General features: G+C 34.8%; 16 protein-coding genes. 8 read left to right on the plus strand and 8 right to left on the minus strand.

Translation table 11 applies throughout. From position 1 onward, the window contains the following. Positions 1-241 precede the first annotated feature (241 nt). From VL047_RS01380 to VL047_RS01405, 6 genes are all read left to right on the plus strand, one after another. Complete coding sequence (locus VL047_RS01380; RefSeq protein ID WP_325357747.1) at positions 242-970, plus strand: LytTR family DNA-binding domain-containing protein; 729 nt, start codon at positions 242-244, stop codon at positions 968-970. 106 nt (positions 971-1,076) lie between these two features. Next, a complete protein-coding gene (locus tag VL047_RS01385) occupies positions 1,077-1,385 on the plus strand; it encodes a helix-turn-helix transcriptional regulator (RefSeq protein WP_325357749.1) in 309 nt (102 codons plus the stop codon). Then, the gene (locus VL047_RS01390; RefSeq protein ID WP_325357751.1) at positions 1,386-2,663 is read left to right on the plus strand and encodes a hypothetical protein; all 1,278 of its coding nucleotides are present in this window, start codon (positions 1,386-1,388) and stop codon (positions 2,661-2,663) included. It begins immediately after the preceding gene. Then, positions 2,651-3,040 (plus strand): hypothetical protein, encoded by a 390-nt coding sequence (locus tag VL047_RS01395; RefSeq protein ID WP_325357753.1) that lies wholly within the window; start codon positions 2,651-2,653, stop codon positions 3,038-3,040. Before VL047_RS01390 ends, VL047_RS01395 begins: the two co-directional genes overlap by 13 nt. Continuing rightward, entirely contained in the window at positions 3,030-3,518 is a 489-nt protein-coding gene (locus tag VL047_RS01400; RefSeq protein ID WP_325357755.1) for a hypothetical protein, read from the plus strand. Before VL047_RS01395 ends, VL047_RS01400 begins: the two co-directional genes overlap by 11 nt. After that, positions 3,519-4,658: a type II secretion system F family protein gene (locus VL047_RS01405; RefSeq protein WP_325357757.1), complete on the plus strand. Its 1,140-nt coding sequence runs from the start codon at positions 3,519-3,521 to the stop codon at positions 4,656-4,658. On the opposite strand, the gene VL047_RS01410 is transcribed toward VL047_RS01405, so the two are convergent. Genes VL047_RS01410 through VL047_RS01445 form a run of 8 tightly spaced genes read right to left on the minus strand, consistent with a single transcriptional unit; the run spans position 4,659 to position 11,801 of the window. Further along, the gene (locus VL047_RS01410; protein ID WP_325357759.1) at positions 4,659-5,270 is read right to left on the minus strand and encodes a hypothetical protein; all 612 of its coding nucleotides are present in this window, start codon (positions 5,268-5,270) and stop codon (positions 4,659-4,661) included. Continuing rightward, positions 5,267-5,734, minus strand: a complete 468-nt coding sequence (locus VL047_RS01415; RefSeq protein ID WP_325357761.1) for a hypothetical protein — start codon at positions 5,732-5,734, stop codon at positions 5,267-5,269. The genes VL047_RS01410 and VL047_RS01415 overlap by 4 nt, the downstream gene beginning before the upstream one ends. Before the next feature lie 23 nt (positions 5,735-5,757). Beyond that, positions 5,758-6,285 (minus strand): hypothetical protein, encoded by a 528-nt coding sequence (locus tag VL047_RS01420; RefSeq protein ID WP_325357763.1) that lies wholly within the window; start codon positions 6,283-6,285, stop codon positions 5,758-5,760. A gap of 1 nt (position 6,286) precedes the next feature. Further along, entirely contained in the window at positions 6,287-7,510 is a 1,224-nt protein-coding gene (locus tag VL047_RS01425) for a hypothetical protein (RefSeq protein ID WP_325357765.1), read from the minus strand. Next, a complete protein-coding gene (locus tag VL047_RS01430; protein ID WP_325357767.1) occupies positions 7,510-9,456 on the minus strand; it encodes a hypothetical protein in 1,947 nt (648 codons plus the stop codon). Before VL047_RS01430 ends, VL047_RS01425 begins: the two co-directional genes overlap by 1 nt. A gap of 3 nt (positions 9,457-9,459) precedes the next feature. Continuing rightward, the gene (locus VL047_RS01435; protein WP_325357769.1) at positions 9,460-10,881 is read right to left on the minus strand and encodes a GspE/PulE family protein; all 1,422 of its coding nucleotides are present in this window, start codon (positions 10,879-10,881) and stop codon (positions 9,460-9,462) included. Beyond that, positions 10,874-11,380 (minus strand): prepilin peptidase, encoded by a 507-nt coding sequence (locus VL047_RS01440; protein WP_325357771.1) that lies wholly within the window; start codon positions 11,378-11,380, stop codon positions 10,874-10,876. Before VL047_RS01440 ends, VL047_RS01435 begins: the two co-directional genes overlap by 8 nt. Position 11,381: 1 nt before the next feature. After that, on the minus strand, positions 11,382-11,801 hold the full coding sequence (locus VL047_RS01445) for a type II secretion system protein (protein ID WP_325357773.1): 420 nt from the start codon (positions 11,799-11,801) through the stop codon (positions 11,382-11,384). A gap of 172 nt (positions 11,802-11,973) precedes the next feature. Here VL047_RS01445 and VL047_RS01450 point away from each other — a divergent pair, with 172 nt between their 5' ends. Further along, a complete protein-coding gene (locus VL047_RS01450) occupies positions 11,974-15,327 on the plus strand; it encodes an RHS repeat domain-containing protein (protein ID WP_325357775.1) in 3,354 nt (1,117 codons plus the stop codon). Between the two features lie 122 nt (positions 15,328-15,449). Continuing rightward, complete coding sequence (locus tag VL047_RS01455) at positions 15,450-18,725, plus strand: DUF6443 domain-containing protein (protein WP_325357777.1); 3,276 nt, start codon at positions 15,450-15,452, stop codon at positions 18,723-18,725.

Here is an 18,725-nt window from a genome sequence, read left to right on the forward strand (position 1 = left end):
TAAGAATAACATTTTATCTAAGATATCTACTTATTACATTGGACCTGTTTTTTTTCGACCAAACGACGAACGAATAGTACCAAATTCCCTATAGCGAAGACCAATCGCATTGTTTGTCTATTAAATAACGTTTTATTTTTGTTGACTCATGTCTGACTTCTTTAATGGATTGATTGTATATTTTGGATATTCGTAGTACAAAGAAGGATTCAATACAAACCGATGAAGAAGTGAATTAAACATGATGAAAAAGAGTGAAGTTGTTTTGGAGATTAAATGTATCGTGATTGAGAATGATGAAAATGATAAAGAAATATTAGAAGGATATATTTCCAAGATTCCTTATTTAAAATTAACAGGGTCTTTCCTGAATCCGTTGGACGCCTTAGTGACTCTACAGAGTCAACGAATCGATGTGATTTTCAGCGAAACAACATTGCCAGAATTAAATGGAATTGATTTTGTAAAAAGTCTTAAAGATCCCTACTATTTTATTTTCTTAAGTTTTGAAAGAAAATATGCCATCGAAGGATATGACTTAGATGTAGTTGACTATATAATAAAGCCATATTCATTTGCTCGATTTTTAAGGGCTGCTAACAGAGTAAGAAAAATGATTAATACTGGTATTAACGGAAGCTATTCTAGGCTAACTTTAAAAATAAAGCATGAAAATAGAACTATAATTTTAAAAATGAAAGAGATTCATTATATAGAGGGTATGAAGGATTATGTTAAAATTTACACCCCTCATGGTTTTTCTATATCACATGTAACATTAAAAGAATTGGAATTGATCCTACCAAAAGAGAATTTTTTAAGAGTCCAGAAGTCTTACATTGTAAACCTTGATAAGGTTTTTAGTATTAGTGTTAACCAAATTGTTTTAAAGCCCGGAGATGCAAAAATTCCCATTGGAGGTCTTCATTATAAAAAACAATTATTTGATATATTCGATATCGATTATTAATGTTTGTAACAATATTATTACTCCCGAATTCACAAGTTTTACTCCCGAATTCACAATTCGGCGTTAATAGTTTATAGTTAATTTTAATGAGATATTAAAAAGCTATATGGAGACTGAATTTAAAAGCACAGTGTGTAAAAACTTGATCCGACTTCGAATACATAATAGATATTCTCAAAAAGAAATTTCAGAAGTTTTGGAAATTACCCAAACATCATATAACAGAATAGAATCTGGAAAAATTCGTATAAATGCATTGTTTCTTTTTCGTTTAGCACAGTTTTACAACATCTTGGTAGATGATTTCTTCTCTAACAATGTAATTATAAGGAGCGATGAGCAGAAATTGAAAAAGGACTTTGTTCAGCTACAGGAAAGACTTGAATCTTTATATCTGTTAAAAAAGGATAATTAAATGTTTAAATCCTTCTTTAAACGTAGATTATCAGCTTCGGCATTACAAGCTGTTTTAACTATTTCAATTATTATCATCCTTGTTATTACTTTTTTACTTGGTCTTTCTCTTTCTCTTAAATCTTTATTCTTGAAGGATCAACGTTTTCAACAATTAAATTTTAATAGCTTATCCGGTCTGAATCTTCTTTTAAGTAGTGAAACAATAAACTTTTCAGAGGAATTAAGAGTTGATCTTTATGGGATGGGAACTGATTCAGTGTTATTAAAAAAGATAGAATGGGGCTTATATGAAGTGCATATAGCTTCTGCTTTTAAAGATGATGATATCATAAGAAAAATGGGAATTACTGGAAAGCGACTATCTTCGAAAGAGCGATTTGCTTTGTATCTTTCCGATCAACATCTGCCTTTATCTTTTTCCGGCAGAAGTTATGTTAAGGGTGATGTGTATATTTCAGCAGCGGGCGTTCGCAAAAGCAATATTGAAGGTCAAGAATTTGAAGGGACAAGGGTTATTTTTGGGAAAACTAAAATCAGTAACGCAGAGCTTCCCAAAATAGATTCGGCATTATTGCTTAGGCTTTCTGAAATGTTTAACCAACCTTACGATGGTATACAATTTCATACATCATACGCTGATAGTTTGAACTGTTCATTTAACGAACCTACTTTTTATATTTTGAAAGAGGATTCCCTCGAGTTAAACCATGTGTTTCTAAAAGGGAATATTATTTTAATATCTAATAATCCTGTAGTAATAGATTCAAGTTCAAACATCGAAGACGTATTGCTTTTTGCTCCTTCCATAATTATAAAGAATGGATTTCGTGGAAGTATTCAGGCGTTTGCTCAAGATTCTATTCGATTAAAGAATGATGTATATTTAGAATACCCATCGGTTTTAGGTTTATTGCCAAAAAGTATTAAAAATGCCGATTATATAAATCATCCATCAATAATTATAGATTCTGCAAGTCGTGTAACAGGGATAGTATTTACAACTGTAGCTTTTCACAATCAACCAATACCTTTAATTCAATTAGATAATCATTCAACAGTAAATGGTCAAGTGTATTCTTCAGGTTTGTTGCAGCTGCAGGGGATAATTGAAGGTTCAGCAATTACAAAAGGTTTTATTTTAAAAACTTCTTCCACGGTGTACGATAATTTTATTTTAAATGGATCTATCAATTTAAACAACCTTTCTGAATATTACATAGGAAGCAAGATTTTCAATAAGGACGAAGCTTCTAGCATTATCAAATGGGTAGAATAGGTGTATATAAAGCAGGAAATTGGACCTGGTCGAGAGTGAAAGCCTCCTCAATTATTGAGGTAGTGGTTGCCTTAGTAATTATTTTATTTGTTTTTGGCTGCTCTACCATTATTTACTTAGATCTCATTAACCACCGACCAGATAAATTGTATCGCTTGCAAAAAGACCTACTCGTGATGTCATCAAAAATTAAAAACGAAGATTCCATAATGAACTATGACCAACGTGAAACAGAAAATGGAATTTTAATAATTCAATATTGTGAACCTTATCAAGGGGATACATTATTAATGTATTTAAAGCTTGAGGCAATAGAAAATGAGAAGGTTGTGGTTACTCATAAAGAATTATTTATATATAATAATAATGAATATTAAAAAAGTACCTGCTTTCACAATAATTGAGGTATTGATTGCTCTGATTCTTACAGCGGTTGTTTTCACAATTTCTTTTTTATCTTATAAGATAGTGCAAGATCAGTTTAAAGACTATTCAAACTCTGCCGATCGTTTAGTAAGATATTTAGAACTTCAGAAAATCATAAATTTGGATGTTGATAACTCCTTATACATAGAAGTCACTGACGAAGGTTTTGACAGCGTTTTTTCAGATAAGTCTATACATTATTTCATTTCCGATAGTTTAGTCGTTAGAAGAAACGAAAACGCAGTTATTGACAGCTTTAAATTTCAAATCGTTAATAAGCAGTTCCTATTTAAAAAAAACATAGTAACTGAACCAGGAAAATGTTTTGATAACTTGACACTTACTCTTAATATTAATGATCAACAAAGCTTTATAATAGCAAAAAAGGAGTATGATGCTCAAACATTAATGGATATAAGCCTATTTTAAATGAATGGAATTGATATAAAGAAAATTGCAAAGACTCCCAACCTTGTTGATTCGAAAACAAAAGGTTCAGTTTGGATTTTACTAAATAAAGATATACGTTTTTTTAATGCAGTCAGTGCTGCTACAAAGGAATCGTTTTACCATGAATTGTCTATTTTAATAAATGCAGGTGTTGATTTAAAGGGATCCCTTGACCTTTTGATTGAGGAACAGAAGAAGCCAAGAAATAAAATGATGATGGAAAATATACGATCTTCTATTCTTGAGGGTGGTTCATTATCTGATGCCCTAAAAAAAGAGAATGGATTTTCACCTTATGAATATTTTAGTATACAAATTGGGGAAGAAACTGGGAGACTGATAGGCGTTCTTGAAAGTTTGGATGAATATTTTAAAAAACAGATAAAACAAAAGAGACAAATACTTGGAGCAATGATGTATCCCATTATCGTAACCTTTACTTCACTTATTGCAGTTTTTTTTATGTTGAATTTTATAGTCCCCATGTTTGCAGATATTTTTAGCAGAACAGGGAGTGAATTGCCGGCAATTACTCGATTCATTGTTGATTCTTCTTCATTGCTTAAGAAAATTAGTATTCCCTCTTTGATTATATTTATCTTGATAGGAGCTTTTATGTACTCCCAACACAAAAAGAATGATTCAAGAAGGATTTTATCTGCTGTAGTTCTTAAATTGCCACTTTTTGGGAACATGGTCAGAAAGATATATCTAGGTCGGTTTTGTAACTCCATGGCTTTGTTAATGGCAGCAAAGATTCCTCTAATTCGTGCCATTCAACTTAGTAAGCAAATGGTTGGTTTTTATCCAATAGAGGTATCTTTACAAAAAATTGAAGAGGGAATATTGTTAGGAAAATCTTTAAATAGTACGCTTACACAATTTAAAATATATGATTCCAAAATGATTGCATTGATAAAAGTAGGAGAAGAAGTGAATGAGTTATCAGCTTTCTTCGAGAAGATTTCCAAGCAGTATAATGATGATGTTGAATATCAATCTGCTATGTTATCATCAATTATGGAACCTTTCATTATAATATTTTTAGGCTTATTTGTGGGAGTTATTTTAATAGCGATGTACCTTCCTCTTTTTCAAATTGGCAACGGTTTTGAGTAATTATAAATTACTGGTTATTTTATCATACATTTTTTTAAACAGACCTTTGTTTTTAGATAAAGAAACTCCATTTCTAAATTTCTTATGAGTAGTTGTTAGACTGTCAGCTTGTGAGTAAGTCGTGATTTTTCCATGCAATCTTCCATCTTTCATTTTTCCTTTTTGTAAGATTTCTCCTTCTTCATTAAATAAAATAAATAATCCAGTTTCTTTACTTTTTACCCAGTTTGAAACTTTCCTTAACCGTCCTGTATGATCCCACTGTTTCCAAACTCCAGTTTTCATCCCATGTTCAAAATTTCCCAAAGTTTTCGGAGACCAGTTTTCAAAATATTCTTCATAGGGACCATTCAGCAACTTTCCTGAATAGGTTCCTTGACTTCTATTAATGGTGTCTTTATGATACCAATAGTACCAGATTAGAGGATCCAAATGCTGCTTATTATAATTTTTTTTTAAAGTATTGACCCGGATATGGTTGAAGTTTGTGGTTGTGAAGGTAACCTTACTGTGGAAGGGTACTGTGTTTTCCATTGTAGGTTGAGCTTTTGTACCTCCGATATTAAAAATAAGGGAACAAAGTACAAGAAACAGAATGTAATATTTTTTCATTTATATATAGATTGGGTAATTCCTTCAAGCTGAATAACAATATAATTACCATGATTTTTTATAAGAATGAGCCCATCCTTAGATTCTCCTTCTTCCATCATTATATCTTTTTCGTTAAAGTTGATCAGGGTTATTATTTTTTTATTTGATTGATTTTTTATTAAACCGATATATCTGCAAATAGGGGATTCTGCTGATTCATTAATGGGTATTTTAATTTCTCTCTGTGCAATAGATACAGAAATATTAGGAGTTAAATTGCGGGGTTTATCAAAAAAAGGATCCCTGTAGTTTGCGGTAAGTTCATATACTATTTGGTCTTTAACTTTAATTGGGTTTTGTTTTCTATTCTCAACTACCACCGATGTTACTTCCTTTTTTATAAATAATAGCCGATAAATAATAAAACTCCAGATCGTCAATACCGCTAATAAAAGTCCAAAAGTGAATTTCTTTTTCATCATTACGACTATTTAAGTAATATAAATTATTTATTAATCGTTTCTATTCTTGCTGTTTCTAATTTCATAATTAATTCAAAATCTCTCGTTATATTGTTCTTTTGTTTATAGAAAGAAGCATTTAAAATATTTATTTTTTGATTTTTTTCGATTTGGTTCAGGAGAAATAACAACTTGGTGAAAGAGGCCGAAAAATAATAAGCATTATAATTGACAAAATTGTTCTCCTCTTCTACAGTCGTTGTTTCTGATAGATTCTTCGCTTCTATTTCAAATTTATGGGCCAGTTCAACCATATATTCCTTCTCGAAAAACACATTATTTGTCCCCGTTAAGTCATTTATTGAGTAGGTTTCTATATTTTTTCTTAATACATTAATCTTTCTAAAAGTTTGTTGTTGAACTTCTATATTGTTTTGTTGTTCATAATATGCTTTTCTTAGGTTTACGGTTTTTTTAATCGCCAATTGATAAAACAAAAAGAAAAGTATGAGACTTCCTGTACTTAAAATCCAGTTTTTGATTTTCCATGAATATTTTTGCAGGTTTAACATGTTATTCTACTTTCAGATTTAAGGTGAACCTTGAGCTATTATTCTCTTCTGTATATTCGCTGATTTCAACTTTTTTACAAAAATTAAACTGCCGAATTATATTTATCCATGTATTTAATTCAATTCCATTTTCACAATTTCCAGATATCCGGACTAAAGTGAAATCATAACTAGATTTTCTTGTCCTTCGGCTCTCTTTCTTATCTCTCGGAAAAATTGTCATCTCTTCAAGAGTAATAGACGATGGTTGACTTGCTGCTAATAAATCGGAAAGCCTTACCAAAGAACCATACTTACTATCTAAAGGTCTTGTTATATTATTGATTAAATTTTGATCGTTTTCAAGTTCATTTATTAGTCTGTTTTCTTCAGCTTTTAATAATCCTAAACTATCGGTGTTAACTTCATTCATTTTCAAAGAATAATAACTGTAAAAGTAGGTATTGGCTAAAAGTGCTAACAGGAAAATTCCAAGAACTGTAGGGAGAACTTTCTTAAATATTGAACGTTGGTCAATGTTTTCTTTTGATATGCCAAAAGAGTTTAACTCTATAGTTGGAAATGAAATACCCGCTATTAGGCACAATCCAGTCGCGTAAGCTGTAACCATACACTCGCTCATTTCTTCATTAGCAAACCGTATATTATCAGACCGTTCTGTTAATGGAGACTTCAAAATATAACCAGTGGGTTTGTCTTCAGTCATTTCAAAGAGGTGTGCATCCAATTGAAAAGTATCACTCTTGTTCAAATGCAAATAACTCCATACGGGTATTAAAGCAAAAGGCCCTAAGGTTAAAGTATGAATTTCCAGACCTGCATTTTCAAAATCGGAAATAATCATTTTAATTGTGTCTCTCCTAGCCATTGAAACAAATGTGATTTCTCTTATTGTAGTGAGTTGAATAAAGAAATCATCTGTCGTAGCAGTAGGTATTATCTTTTGGCCATAATCTATTGCGGAAAAATTTTTTACGCTTGGGAAAGAGCGGTGTATGATTCCTTTTCCGCTTAAACATAAGGCGATAGGTAAAGAGCCGTTGATGCGGTTTAAAAGATCAGCGATACATTGGAAGTTGTATTCTCCTTCTTCAAAGGTTACAATATTTCTTTTACGTTTTATTTTTGCGTAACGGATAACAATCTTATCATTCTCAAGGAGATAAATCTCAACCCCAGCAGTAGAACGCATCCGCGTTAAATAAGATATAAATTGATTCATCATTATTGATAAATAATTGTAGGTTTAATAAATACCACCGAAACAACCTTATTTCTGGATTTCGATCTTGAACTGAATAGCCATTTTAACCCAGGGATACGTGCTAATAGTGGAACACCACTACCACTCGAAGACGATTCAAAACGTTCAATGCCTCCTAGTACAACTGTTTCTTCATTTCTAATTCTGATTATTGATTCAAATTTACTTGTAGTTGAAGGTGGGGGTTGATTTAGAGGAGTATCTTTAGTAAAATCCGAGATATCAATTTTTATATTCAATGTAACTTGTTCATCTCCCGAAACAATGGGTTTAATATCAATAATCATGGCCGCATCAACTTTGTTAAAAGTTTCAGTGACAACCGTCTGAGGATTGAGAGATCCCAAAACATTTTGGGTTGACACACTGTAGTATCTGGAATTTCCTATACTTAATGAAGCAGTATGTCCGTTCAAAGTTGATAGTTTTGGTACTGAACGCATTTCCACATTATTATTTTGCTCTAGAGCACTTAATCGCACATAAAAATTAGGAGTTACGCGACCCAAATTGAAAGTACCTCCTGCGCCTACTTTTGATAAGAAATTATTAATAGAAGCCGCTCCAAATGTATAATCAATGCCTGGAAGAATGCTTCCCCCTGTTTGTATCGAATCTGAAATACCCGCTTGGATTCCTGTTTTTACCTCATGCCCTTTCCGAATATCAAGCATATTTACCTCTATTAAAATCATAGGAACTAGTTTGTCCAATTCTTTTATCAAATTTCCTATTTCATTTACCTGAGGTCCTGAACCTGTAATAAGTAAAGTATTTTGCTCTCTGAATTCCTTTATTTCTATACCCTTTTTCCATTCAGATGGAATCATGGACTGAATAGTGTCTATAGCTCGGTGTTGAAGCTGTATTACTTTAATCTCCCGCAAACCCTCTAGATTTCTACTACCAATGGTATAAATATCATTGATATTTTTATGGGTATAATTTGTTCCTTTTAATAATGCAATTAATAGGTCTTCAAAACTCACATTCTGTAAATGTGTGGTTACAGTTCCTATAATGCCATCATACAGAAAATAATTAGCATTGATTTGTTCCGCGGCCGTTTTTATGATCTGTTCTATGGGTATGTTTTGAGCATCAACCGAAATTAGTTGTTGCAAGCCTGTTTTATCAACGTTTGCTTCTATTTGCAGCCCTGAGGGTGTCCCAGCTTGACCATCGGCAACCTTGCTGACTCTTCGTATTCCAATTAAATCATTACTTCCGATATAATTCTCTTCATTTAGTGCAAGAGGCATAAAAACAAATGCTCCATCGGATGTTTCTTTCAGTTTTATCTTGTTATTAAAGGCTAATTGCTTTAAAGCATCATCTAAATGCATATCCTTTACAAACAATTCTATTAATTGACCTTTCAAATCACTCGTAACAATAACATTTGTGCCGGTAAGCTTAGTGATCGTTTTTGATACAACACTTAAACTATCATTCTTTAAATCCAAAGTTATCGTGTTAGCGTTAGTGTTAAACGAAGCCTTTATGATTGAGGCCTTATGGGGTTGTTTCGAGCTGTCAAATGGTTTAACGGAAATAATATTTCCAATAAATGAGTAGTCGAGATCATACTCTTTAGCAAGGAAAAGCAATATATTCAATGCCGTTTCAGCTTGAAAGTTATTAAAAATGGTTCTATCTAGGTTTTGATCTACATTAATATTTAAATCTGCAGCTTCTGCCAATGCTCTAAGAAATTCTTGAATTGAGACTCCAGAAACCGATAAATTTATTATTTCATTAATTCCAGGTGAACTGGATGCTATGGTATTAAGGTGTTGTTCGATACGATCAAGCCTTTCATCAGTCTGTGCAGACGAAGGTATTGGTAGAATCAGACATCCTATTAAAATATATATAAATGTCAGTATGGAATTTAAAGTCTTCAATTCTTAGTAATTAAATAATAGGGGGTATATTTCCTTTAGGGTCGTTTCTCCAGATGCGAATAGGGAAAAAGCATTCTCAGCTAGAGTTTTAATTTTTCTTTTTTTTAGTTCTGGACTTATGTCAAAGCAATTGTCTTTAATTTTCATCCCCAATTCCGTGTCAATTGGAATTATTTCATAAACTGCTTTGCGACCGCTATACCCAGTGTGAAAGCATGAATCACAACCTTTTTTAATATAATGTTCGTTTACTGTAAAGTAAGGTTTAAACTTGGGCGGATACAGTTCGGGGTTAAATGCTTCTTTTTCTTTACATTTCTGACATAAAACCCGCAATAAACGTTGCGCAATAGTAGCGTTAAGAGTATTGGCTAAAAGAAACGCAGGTATACCCATATCAATTAATCGGGAAACAGTTCCCCATGCTGAATTTGTATGAATGGTTGACAGTACCAAGTGGCCAGTTAATGAAGCCCTGATGGCCATGGCAGCTGTATCTACATCACGGATTTCACCTACCATAATGATATCAGGATCCTGACGCAAAAACGTCCTCAATGCAACAGGAAATGTTAAACCAATGCTCTCTTTAAGTTGAACTTGATTTATTCCTTCCAGCGTGTATTCAATAGGATCTTCAATGGTCAGAATGTTCCTTGATTCTTTATTAAGTACTTTTAAAGTAGAATATAATGTAGTTGTTTTTCCTGATCCGGTTGGTCCACTTATAAGAACCATTCCATTTGGACGATTAACACTCTCTAGATAGTGTTTCAAATCATCTTCATTAAACCCTACATTATTTATATCGATATTAGTTGCATCATTATTAAGCAGTCGCATAACAATCTTCTCCCCATGCAGAGTAGGTAAAATGGAAACACGGATATCAAAGCGGGAATGGTTATCACTGTAATTTATCCTTCCATCTTGAGGCAATCTCTTTTCCGCAATATCCAGACCTGAAAATATTTTTATTTTATTAATTATAGCGGGGTATTCATTTTTTTTTAACTGGTAGCGTTCTGCCATCTGACCGTCTATGCGTATCCTTATCCTGCAACTCTGCTCGTAGCTTTCAATATGGATATCGCTACTTTTCAATCGGTTGGCTTCTAAAATCAAGTCATTAAGAAAGTTCTCAGAATTGCCGGTATATATTCTGGGGTTATCCCCCTTTTTTATGTTAATCCTGGGATGATACTTCTGTAATTGTTTCGTAAGCTCTTCTCTGTCGGTTAATATTACTTTTACAGCTTCGCCCACCATAAACTCCAATTCTTCCTTTATTAAACTATCCTGATTATCAGTATGGATTTCAATACCATATTCTCCTCGATGGGCAATTGCTCTATAATGCCAGGCCTGATCATCATTAAGTATTTGTAAGTTAGCAGCAATAATGGTATTGTTTTTACTATTCATAAATACGGGTTAAATAATGAATTAGAATTTCATCCGAATTAAAAAGTGTTTCCTGTGTGAAGGGATTTATCAGAATTATAATAATCAGTATGATTGACTGACAGCCAGCTAATGGAATATTTCTATTATTTTTTAAGAACAATAAATACAATAAGATTAGTAAAAGCGAGCTAAGTTGAAAGACTAGGAAGGTTATCGGTGAGAAGAGAAACCCAAGAAAAATGAAGAATAAAACATCTCCTAATCCTAAATAGCTTTCCATTTTTACTAATCTTCTCTTTTTTATATAATAGTAATTATGCAAAACAGATACTTGAAGGCCTATAAAACTAAGATTGACAAAGTATTCCTCAAAAGGAAGGTTTCCAACATATGAGTCTTTTATGATGACAAGAATTATTAAAACAGGAAAGAAGAACCAATAGACTGCTCTTTCCTTAAAATCCTGCCAGATTATTGCCAGCAAAATAATAATAACAATAATATAGAATGCAACCATATCAGTCCTTAATAACTTCCCTCAGGTTCTTAGTTTCATCAATTTCCCAAACATTGTAGATTCCATTCCCGTTAAAATCTGCAACGGCAGTTGCTTTTGCAGTAAAGCCTATTGGTCCAGCTTCTACAATTTCAATACGGTAGTTTGCCTGTCCTCCTTCGGAAGAAAGTGTTTCTTGTTCATATTCAAGACTCTGTAATTCAGAGCTATAAATAGACCTTTCATAAAAGTAGTTTTTCTGCAAGGTATAAATATGCTGTAGCTGCATTTTAGCTTCCGTGCTTTTAGCTTTGGTTATTAATGGCATCAAGTTGGGTAAAGCCAAGAGAACCAATATTCCAATAATCACTAATACTACCAGTACTTCTGTTAAGGAGAATGCTTGAAGCTTTATAAAGTCCTTTTTTTCTTCTCTTTTCATTCTTGTTTCATTATTAATTTCAGATAATAAAAGTATCTATCTATCATGCTTAATAAGTGCATATAAGCTTTAAAAATTATGCGGTTTATGCATAATTTTTAAAGCTTATAAAATTCAACGAACCAGAAGGAGGCATTACTTTAGCGACAAACAATCATACAACCATATGAAAATGAAATTAAACTTATATCCTCCTGAAAAATTCATATTCTTAGTACTGATATTATTGAATTTACTTCTTGTCTCTTTTGGACTTTCAGCCCAGACTATTAATGTTCCTAATTTTATTCCCCAAACTCCTGAAGGAAAATGGAACGATCGATTCGGAGAAGTGCCTGTTAGTGAATATACCGGCATTCCATCTATTACCATTCCATTACATTCTGTTAAGTTAAAGGATAAAGATTTTTCTATCTCACTGGATTACCATGCTGGAGGAATAAAAGTAACTGATGAAGCAAGTTGGGTTGGATTAGGTTGGAACATAAGTAATCTAGGGACCATTTCAGTAGAAGCAGTAGGTGGCCCTGACAATGTAATATCCTTTTCCACTAAAGCAGAAAAGCAGGTAGCTATTGATCATTCAATTTCTGCGGGAGGCCATCCAAGGCGGTTTATGGGAACTTATCATGTCATGAACGCTGATGGATGTCTTTATGATGAAACCCTTCCTGTGCCAAATAGAAATGTTATTAACGATGTTCTAAACGGAAACGGAGAGAGGGATATATACCATGTAAATGTCTTAGGCAACGCGTTTAAATTTTCCATTGATGCCAATACAAATGAAATAATACCTGTAGGAGAGAAAACAAAATTTAAGATCGAAAAGATTGGCAATGGTTGGAAGATGGTTGATGATGTTGGATATGAATATTTTTTCAATGCGAACGAGTATTTTAGGTACAACTCCAATTTTAATCAGCTTGTCAACACTTGGCATCTGACTAACATTGTTTTTCAAGGAAAAGAGTTATTAAAAACTGTTCATGTATCAACGTCCCTACAACTTTTACCTCAGATCTCGGATGTTCTTACCAAAAAAGAAGGTTCTATCGAAAGTATTGTTCGGCAAACTACCTATGTGGAAGAATTTAATGCCAAATATCCCAAATATATTGTAACTCCATTGGATAGTATTGTATTCATTACAGAATCGCGGATCGATTTAAGAAATGGATTGGCTTTAAAGTATCTTCGTGTATATAATCGGTTAAATAAAGTCCTTATTAAAGAGGTTGATTTTCAAAAAAGTTATTTTAACGGAAGCGCAGATGGAACAGACCTGTCTACTTTAGATTATGTGATTAAACGTCTAAAATTAGATAAGATAGTTGTAAAAGGCGTTGGTACCGAAAAGAAAGTACATACATTTAGCTATTATGATAATTTGCCATATAAAAATTCTTTTTCACAGGATTTTTGGGGATATTATAATGGAGAGAATAATACATTTAGCGGCACAATTTCGGGAATAGCGACCAACGCTATCCATTCAAGTAATAGAACACTGCTTCCCACCCCAGCATCATTACTTTTTGAAGAAGACGTACCTAATACATTAGTTAATTATAGGGCAGCAAATAGGGGTGTCAATAGTAATTATGTAAAAGGAGGGTCTTTAAAGAACATAATATATCCCACTGGCGGCAGTACTGAGTTTGATTATGAACCAAATCAGGTCAATAACGTGACTTATGTCAAGTCTAGTCAGCCTGTTTTACAAAATGTTTTGACTACAGTTAGAAATAATGGAAACAGTACATTTAGCACGCCCTCAACCACTTTCACATTAACGAAAGAAGTGAAAGGAAGGATCAAAGTGACCCTTATTGCTCAGACCCTACCTATTACCAATTTCGAGAACTTCGCAGTTATTCTTGTTACAAAAGCTAATACATCTTCTCCTATTATCAAAAAGTATTATATAATGACTGATGCTCAAAAACAGCAATTTAACAACACAAAATCTGTAACTATTGAAGAGGATGTAGTCTTGCCTCCAGGATTAGTTGTATTAAGTGCAACTAATCCTGGATTTCCTGATCAAGGTTATTCAATGCCAAACGGAACAGTTGGTGAACTCACATATTTTAATATAATTGATACTGATCAGGAATATGACTCATACGTAGGCGGTTTGAGGATTAAAACTTTAAAAAATTATGGACATGATGCAACTATATTGAATACAAAGTCTTTTGAATATCTTAATGAAGATCAAAGTAGTTCTGGAAAATTGATTAATCCTATCCGTTTTTCGTACAGACAAAACACAAGATTTCAAATATTAACAGCTGGAAGTAATCCTCCAATTATTTATTTCAAATACAGAGTCGATGATTTTCTTTATTCTGACAATCTTTTTAATTATTCAAGTTCACATGCTCCATCTTCAGTTGGATATTCAAGAGTGGTGATTAAGGAAACGGACAATAGCGTTAATAATGGTTCAACTATTAAACATTTTTATAATACCGCTTCTCCGAGTTATTTTTCGGACTCTAAAAAATTTATCCCTCAGAGCTTGTACAACTCGGCCCTTAATGGAAAGCTCCTCAAATTAAGTATCTTAAACAATGCCTTAGATACTCTATATAGCGAACACAACTTCTACCAAATTCGTAATATTGAACATCGGTATTTAAACATCTCTGTTTCTGACTTGTATGATGGGCCTCTCCAGTGCAGCTTCGCCACCCCTCAATTAAAAGATAATCGATTCGATGTTATTATATCGGCCATCAGCAGTTTTTCAGTTCAACTGGATTCGTTACAAAAGACCAATTTTTTCGGTGGTTTAAAGAATATTCTTTTGAAACGATATGAATATGATCCATTGAATTATAAAATTTCAAAGATGTCCCAGGTGCACTCAAATAATCAGAAAATAATAGAGGAATACAAATATCTGTTGAATTATACTCCTAGTACTTTAACCTCTTACTCTGAATATTTATCTCGTAATATGGTTGGAATACCTATTGAACAGACTGTATATCAAAATAGCAAGATAATTGATTATAATAAAGTCGCTTATAGTACATGGGGAAATGTATTCGCCCCTCAATATATTTACAGGAAAGACAGAAATTCAAATATTTATAACTACTTAAACTTCCTACAATACGATAGTTATGGAAACGTATTAGAAATGAAAAAACAAAACGGACCTAGTACTACATATCTTTGGGGATATAATGGTCAATATCTTATTTCAAAAATAGAAAACGCAACATATTCTGACGTTTTGACGAAAATTGGGGGTGTTAGCGTAATTACACAATTTAATTCGTCTTCGATAACAGATAGTTATATAAACCAAAAGATGAACCTTTTGCGTACAGGCCTACCAAAGTCTCTGGTTTTTACTTACACATATAAACCATTGGTTGGAGTTGCAAGTATGACGGATGCTTCCGGACGTATAGTATCTTATGAATATGATGAGATGCAACGTCTAAAAGAAGTCCGAGATGAAAATAACCACATTGTTACCGATTATAAATATCATTATAAACCTTAACAGAAACTCTACATATAATGAATAAGAATCAGATAAAGAAACTAGCAGCAGTTTTGTTGCTGTTGCTTGGTATTGTGCCTGTATGGGGTCAAGGGCCAGTTAGTGATAATCAGAACTACATTATGAGTCGTACTTACCTTGCACCTTTGACTACTGCGCCGTCATCCTTGAGTCTTGATCAGGCCATGATTGATATTAGTTATCTTGATGGTTTAGGAAGACCGCTTCAGGAGGTTCTGGTAAAGGCTTCTCCGGATGGAGGGAAAGACATTGTTGTCCCGATTAGTTATGATGCTTTCGGTAGACAGGATAAGGGCTACCTTCCTTATGCCACAGTTACGGGGACAGGTGGTGCCTTTAAAACTGGTGCTATAGCTGCGCAGGGAAGCTATTATTCTTCAACTCCTCCGATTGGACAGGTAGCTAACTCCAAGCCGTTTTCTGTTATGGTTTTCGAAGCATCGCCTCTCAACCGTGTGCAGGAACAGGGTTTTCCCGGCCAAGTGTGGCAGCCGGCGACTTCTCGTACGGCAACTTCGGGCCATACAGTTGTAACAGCTTGGACAGTTAACAATATTACTGCTTTTTCAGACTTAGCTAACACTAGACGGGTGGCGCTTTATGGGGTTAGCTTGGCATCAAACGGCACGGCCACGTTGACTCTTAACGGTGCCTATGCTGCAGGACAGCTTCAGGTTACGGTAACTAAAGACGAGAATTGGGTATCTGCTTCAGGTTTTGCTGCCAGACTAGGTACCACTGAAGAGTATATGGATAAGCAGGGACGTGTGGTGCTCAAGCGAAGCTTCAATAAAAACGGTACCGCTGATGAGATATTGAGCACCTATTATGTTTATGATGATTTTGGGAGCTTGAGTTTTGTGCTTCCTCCAGGTATCGGTCCTGACCGAACCACAGTTCCCACAGTCGCAGAACTAAATAACTTCGCCTATCGTTACCGCTACGACCAGCAGAACCGGCTTGTAGAGAAGCAACTTCCTGGAAAAGATATAGAATATTTGGTCTACAACAATCTTGATCAGCTGGTTGCCAGCCAAGATGCCAATCAAAGGGTTGTTAAAGAATGGTTTGTTAACAAATATGATGGACTAGGTAGAATGGTGCTGAACGGCATTTGGACCAACGGTGGCACAAGCATTAGTCGTGATGCGGTACAAGCCCTTGTAAACTCACAAGTGGCCGGAAATGTTTGGGAAGAGTATACCGGTACTGGTACAGGCTACACAAATAGATCATGGCCGACGAGTGGTATAATTACCACTCTTGCCCTAAACTATTATGATACCTATTCCATTCCTTCTTTACCAGCTACATATAAGCCAGCTACGGGGCAAAGTACAATGATTCGAGGTATGTTGACTGCTTCACTAACTAAGGTGTTGGGAAGTACAGGATCCTCAAATATGCTTTGGAATGTAATGCATTATGATAACAAGGGGTTGGTAGTAAAGCAGTTCAACCAACATTACAAAGGAGGTACAGTGAGCGCTGGCAATTATGATGAAATTAGTAACGAGTATACTTTCTCGGGTCAGCCTGCACGTAGCACCAAAAAACACTTTACAGGGAGTACAGCGGGCACCCTTGCTGTTACTGTGCTTACTGAGTACGAGTATGACCATCGCAACCGACTTACTGATACACGCAAGAAGATCGATGCGGGCACCATGATAACCATTTCTCGTAATGTGTACAATGAAATCGGGCAGCTGCGTAGTAAAAATCTACACAGTAGCAATGGGTTAACTTTTGCACAGTCGATAAACTATGCCTATAACCCTCGAGGGTGGCTCAAAGAGAGCAGTTCAGCTCTTTTCAAGCAGTACCTGAAATATGAGGATGTGATTAGCGGAGTTGTATCTCAGTATAATGGAAATATTAGTTATCAGCAGTGGCAGCATGGTACTACGACCCAGCAGAGTTATACCTACACTTATGATAAACTGAATCGGCTGCTGCAAGGCACTATGCCCAACAGTATTGGCAAGGAATTGCTGACTTATGATAAGATGGGTAACATTGTCTCTCTTTCTCGCACAGGAACCAGCTCAACTGTGCTGGATGCTCTGAACTACAGCTACAGTGGCAATCGGCTGACCAAGGTGGTTGATGGTAGTAGCAATGCCACGTTGGAATACTACCTTACTGGGACTACCAATTATACCTATGATGCCAACGGAAATATCAAGAGTCGATTGAACAGCGCCCAGCCTGGCAATAACATTACTGCTGTTACCTATAACCACCTGAACCTGCCCAGCGCTGTTACGGCAACAAAAGGCAACGCTGCCTATAGCTATGACGCAGGTGGAAGAAAACTCCGCAGTACGCAGGGGACCATTGTAACCGATTATATTGATGGTATCGAGTGGCAGGATGGGGTCTTGAACCTGGTGCATATGGAAGAAGGTCGCATCGTTAAAAGTGGAACGACCTATACGTATGAGTACTTCTTGCAGGATCATCTGGGTAATAACCGATCAGGTTTTAAGCAGGCCAGCCCAAGTACTGCCAGCTTTAGAAGTGATTATTATCCATACGGCCTGCAGTATCAGCAAAATATTATTGTAGGATCACCGAAAAATAAATATCTTTATAATGGCAAGGAGCTTCAGGATGGAACCAGAATGCTTGATTACGGCGCGAGGCTGTATGACCCGACGATTGGAAGGTGGAATATGATTGATCCTATGGCAGAGATGTATGATGATATATCACCATATAATTATGCTTTGAGTGACCCCGTTGGAAAGTTCGATCCTAACGGTATGTTCACGGAGACAGTTAATTATCATGTTGCTCCTCATGCAGATGATGGAAATGAATATATCGTCAGTGTAATGGATGATATAGATAAAGATAAAAGGAAAAAGAAGAAAGAGAATAAAGAGCCTAGCCTGGGAAAACAATTTGTTGATAATACTCCGATTATTGGACCTTCATTGGCAAGCGGAGAAAAACTAATGCAGGGTGATTATACGGGCGCGGCGATTGACTTTACCTACGCAGTTTTTGATGCGTTCACTTTAGGAGCATTCTCTATTCCAGCAAAACTTGCCAGAACTGCGGGTCTAGGCGGATTAGGTTTAATTAAATCGGCTAATGCAAGTACGAACGTAGTAGAGCAGGTTGCAGTACATGGAAACTCATTAAAGAGCCTTAAACCTACGTGGGGTTACAAGTTGTATTCTACCGATGGTACGTTTTTAAAGAATGGTATCACATCCAAGTTAATCCCAGAAACTAGATATACTAAAACGTTTATGCAAGGTAAGTATATGGAAGCTATACCATTTCCAAATAGAGCAGCAGCCTACCAATGGGAGTTTCAGCAAAATCAAATTTTACGGGGACCGTTAAACTTAAATATGCACTAA

It is taken from the genome of Albibacterium sp., from assembly GCF_035514885.1.
In the GTDB taxonomy this organism is placed as follows: domain Bacteria; phylum Bacteroidota; class Bacteroidia; order Sphingobacteriales; family Sphingobacteriaceae; genus Albibacterium.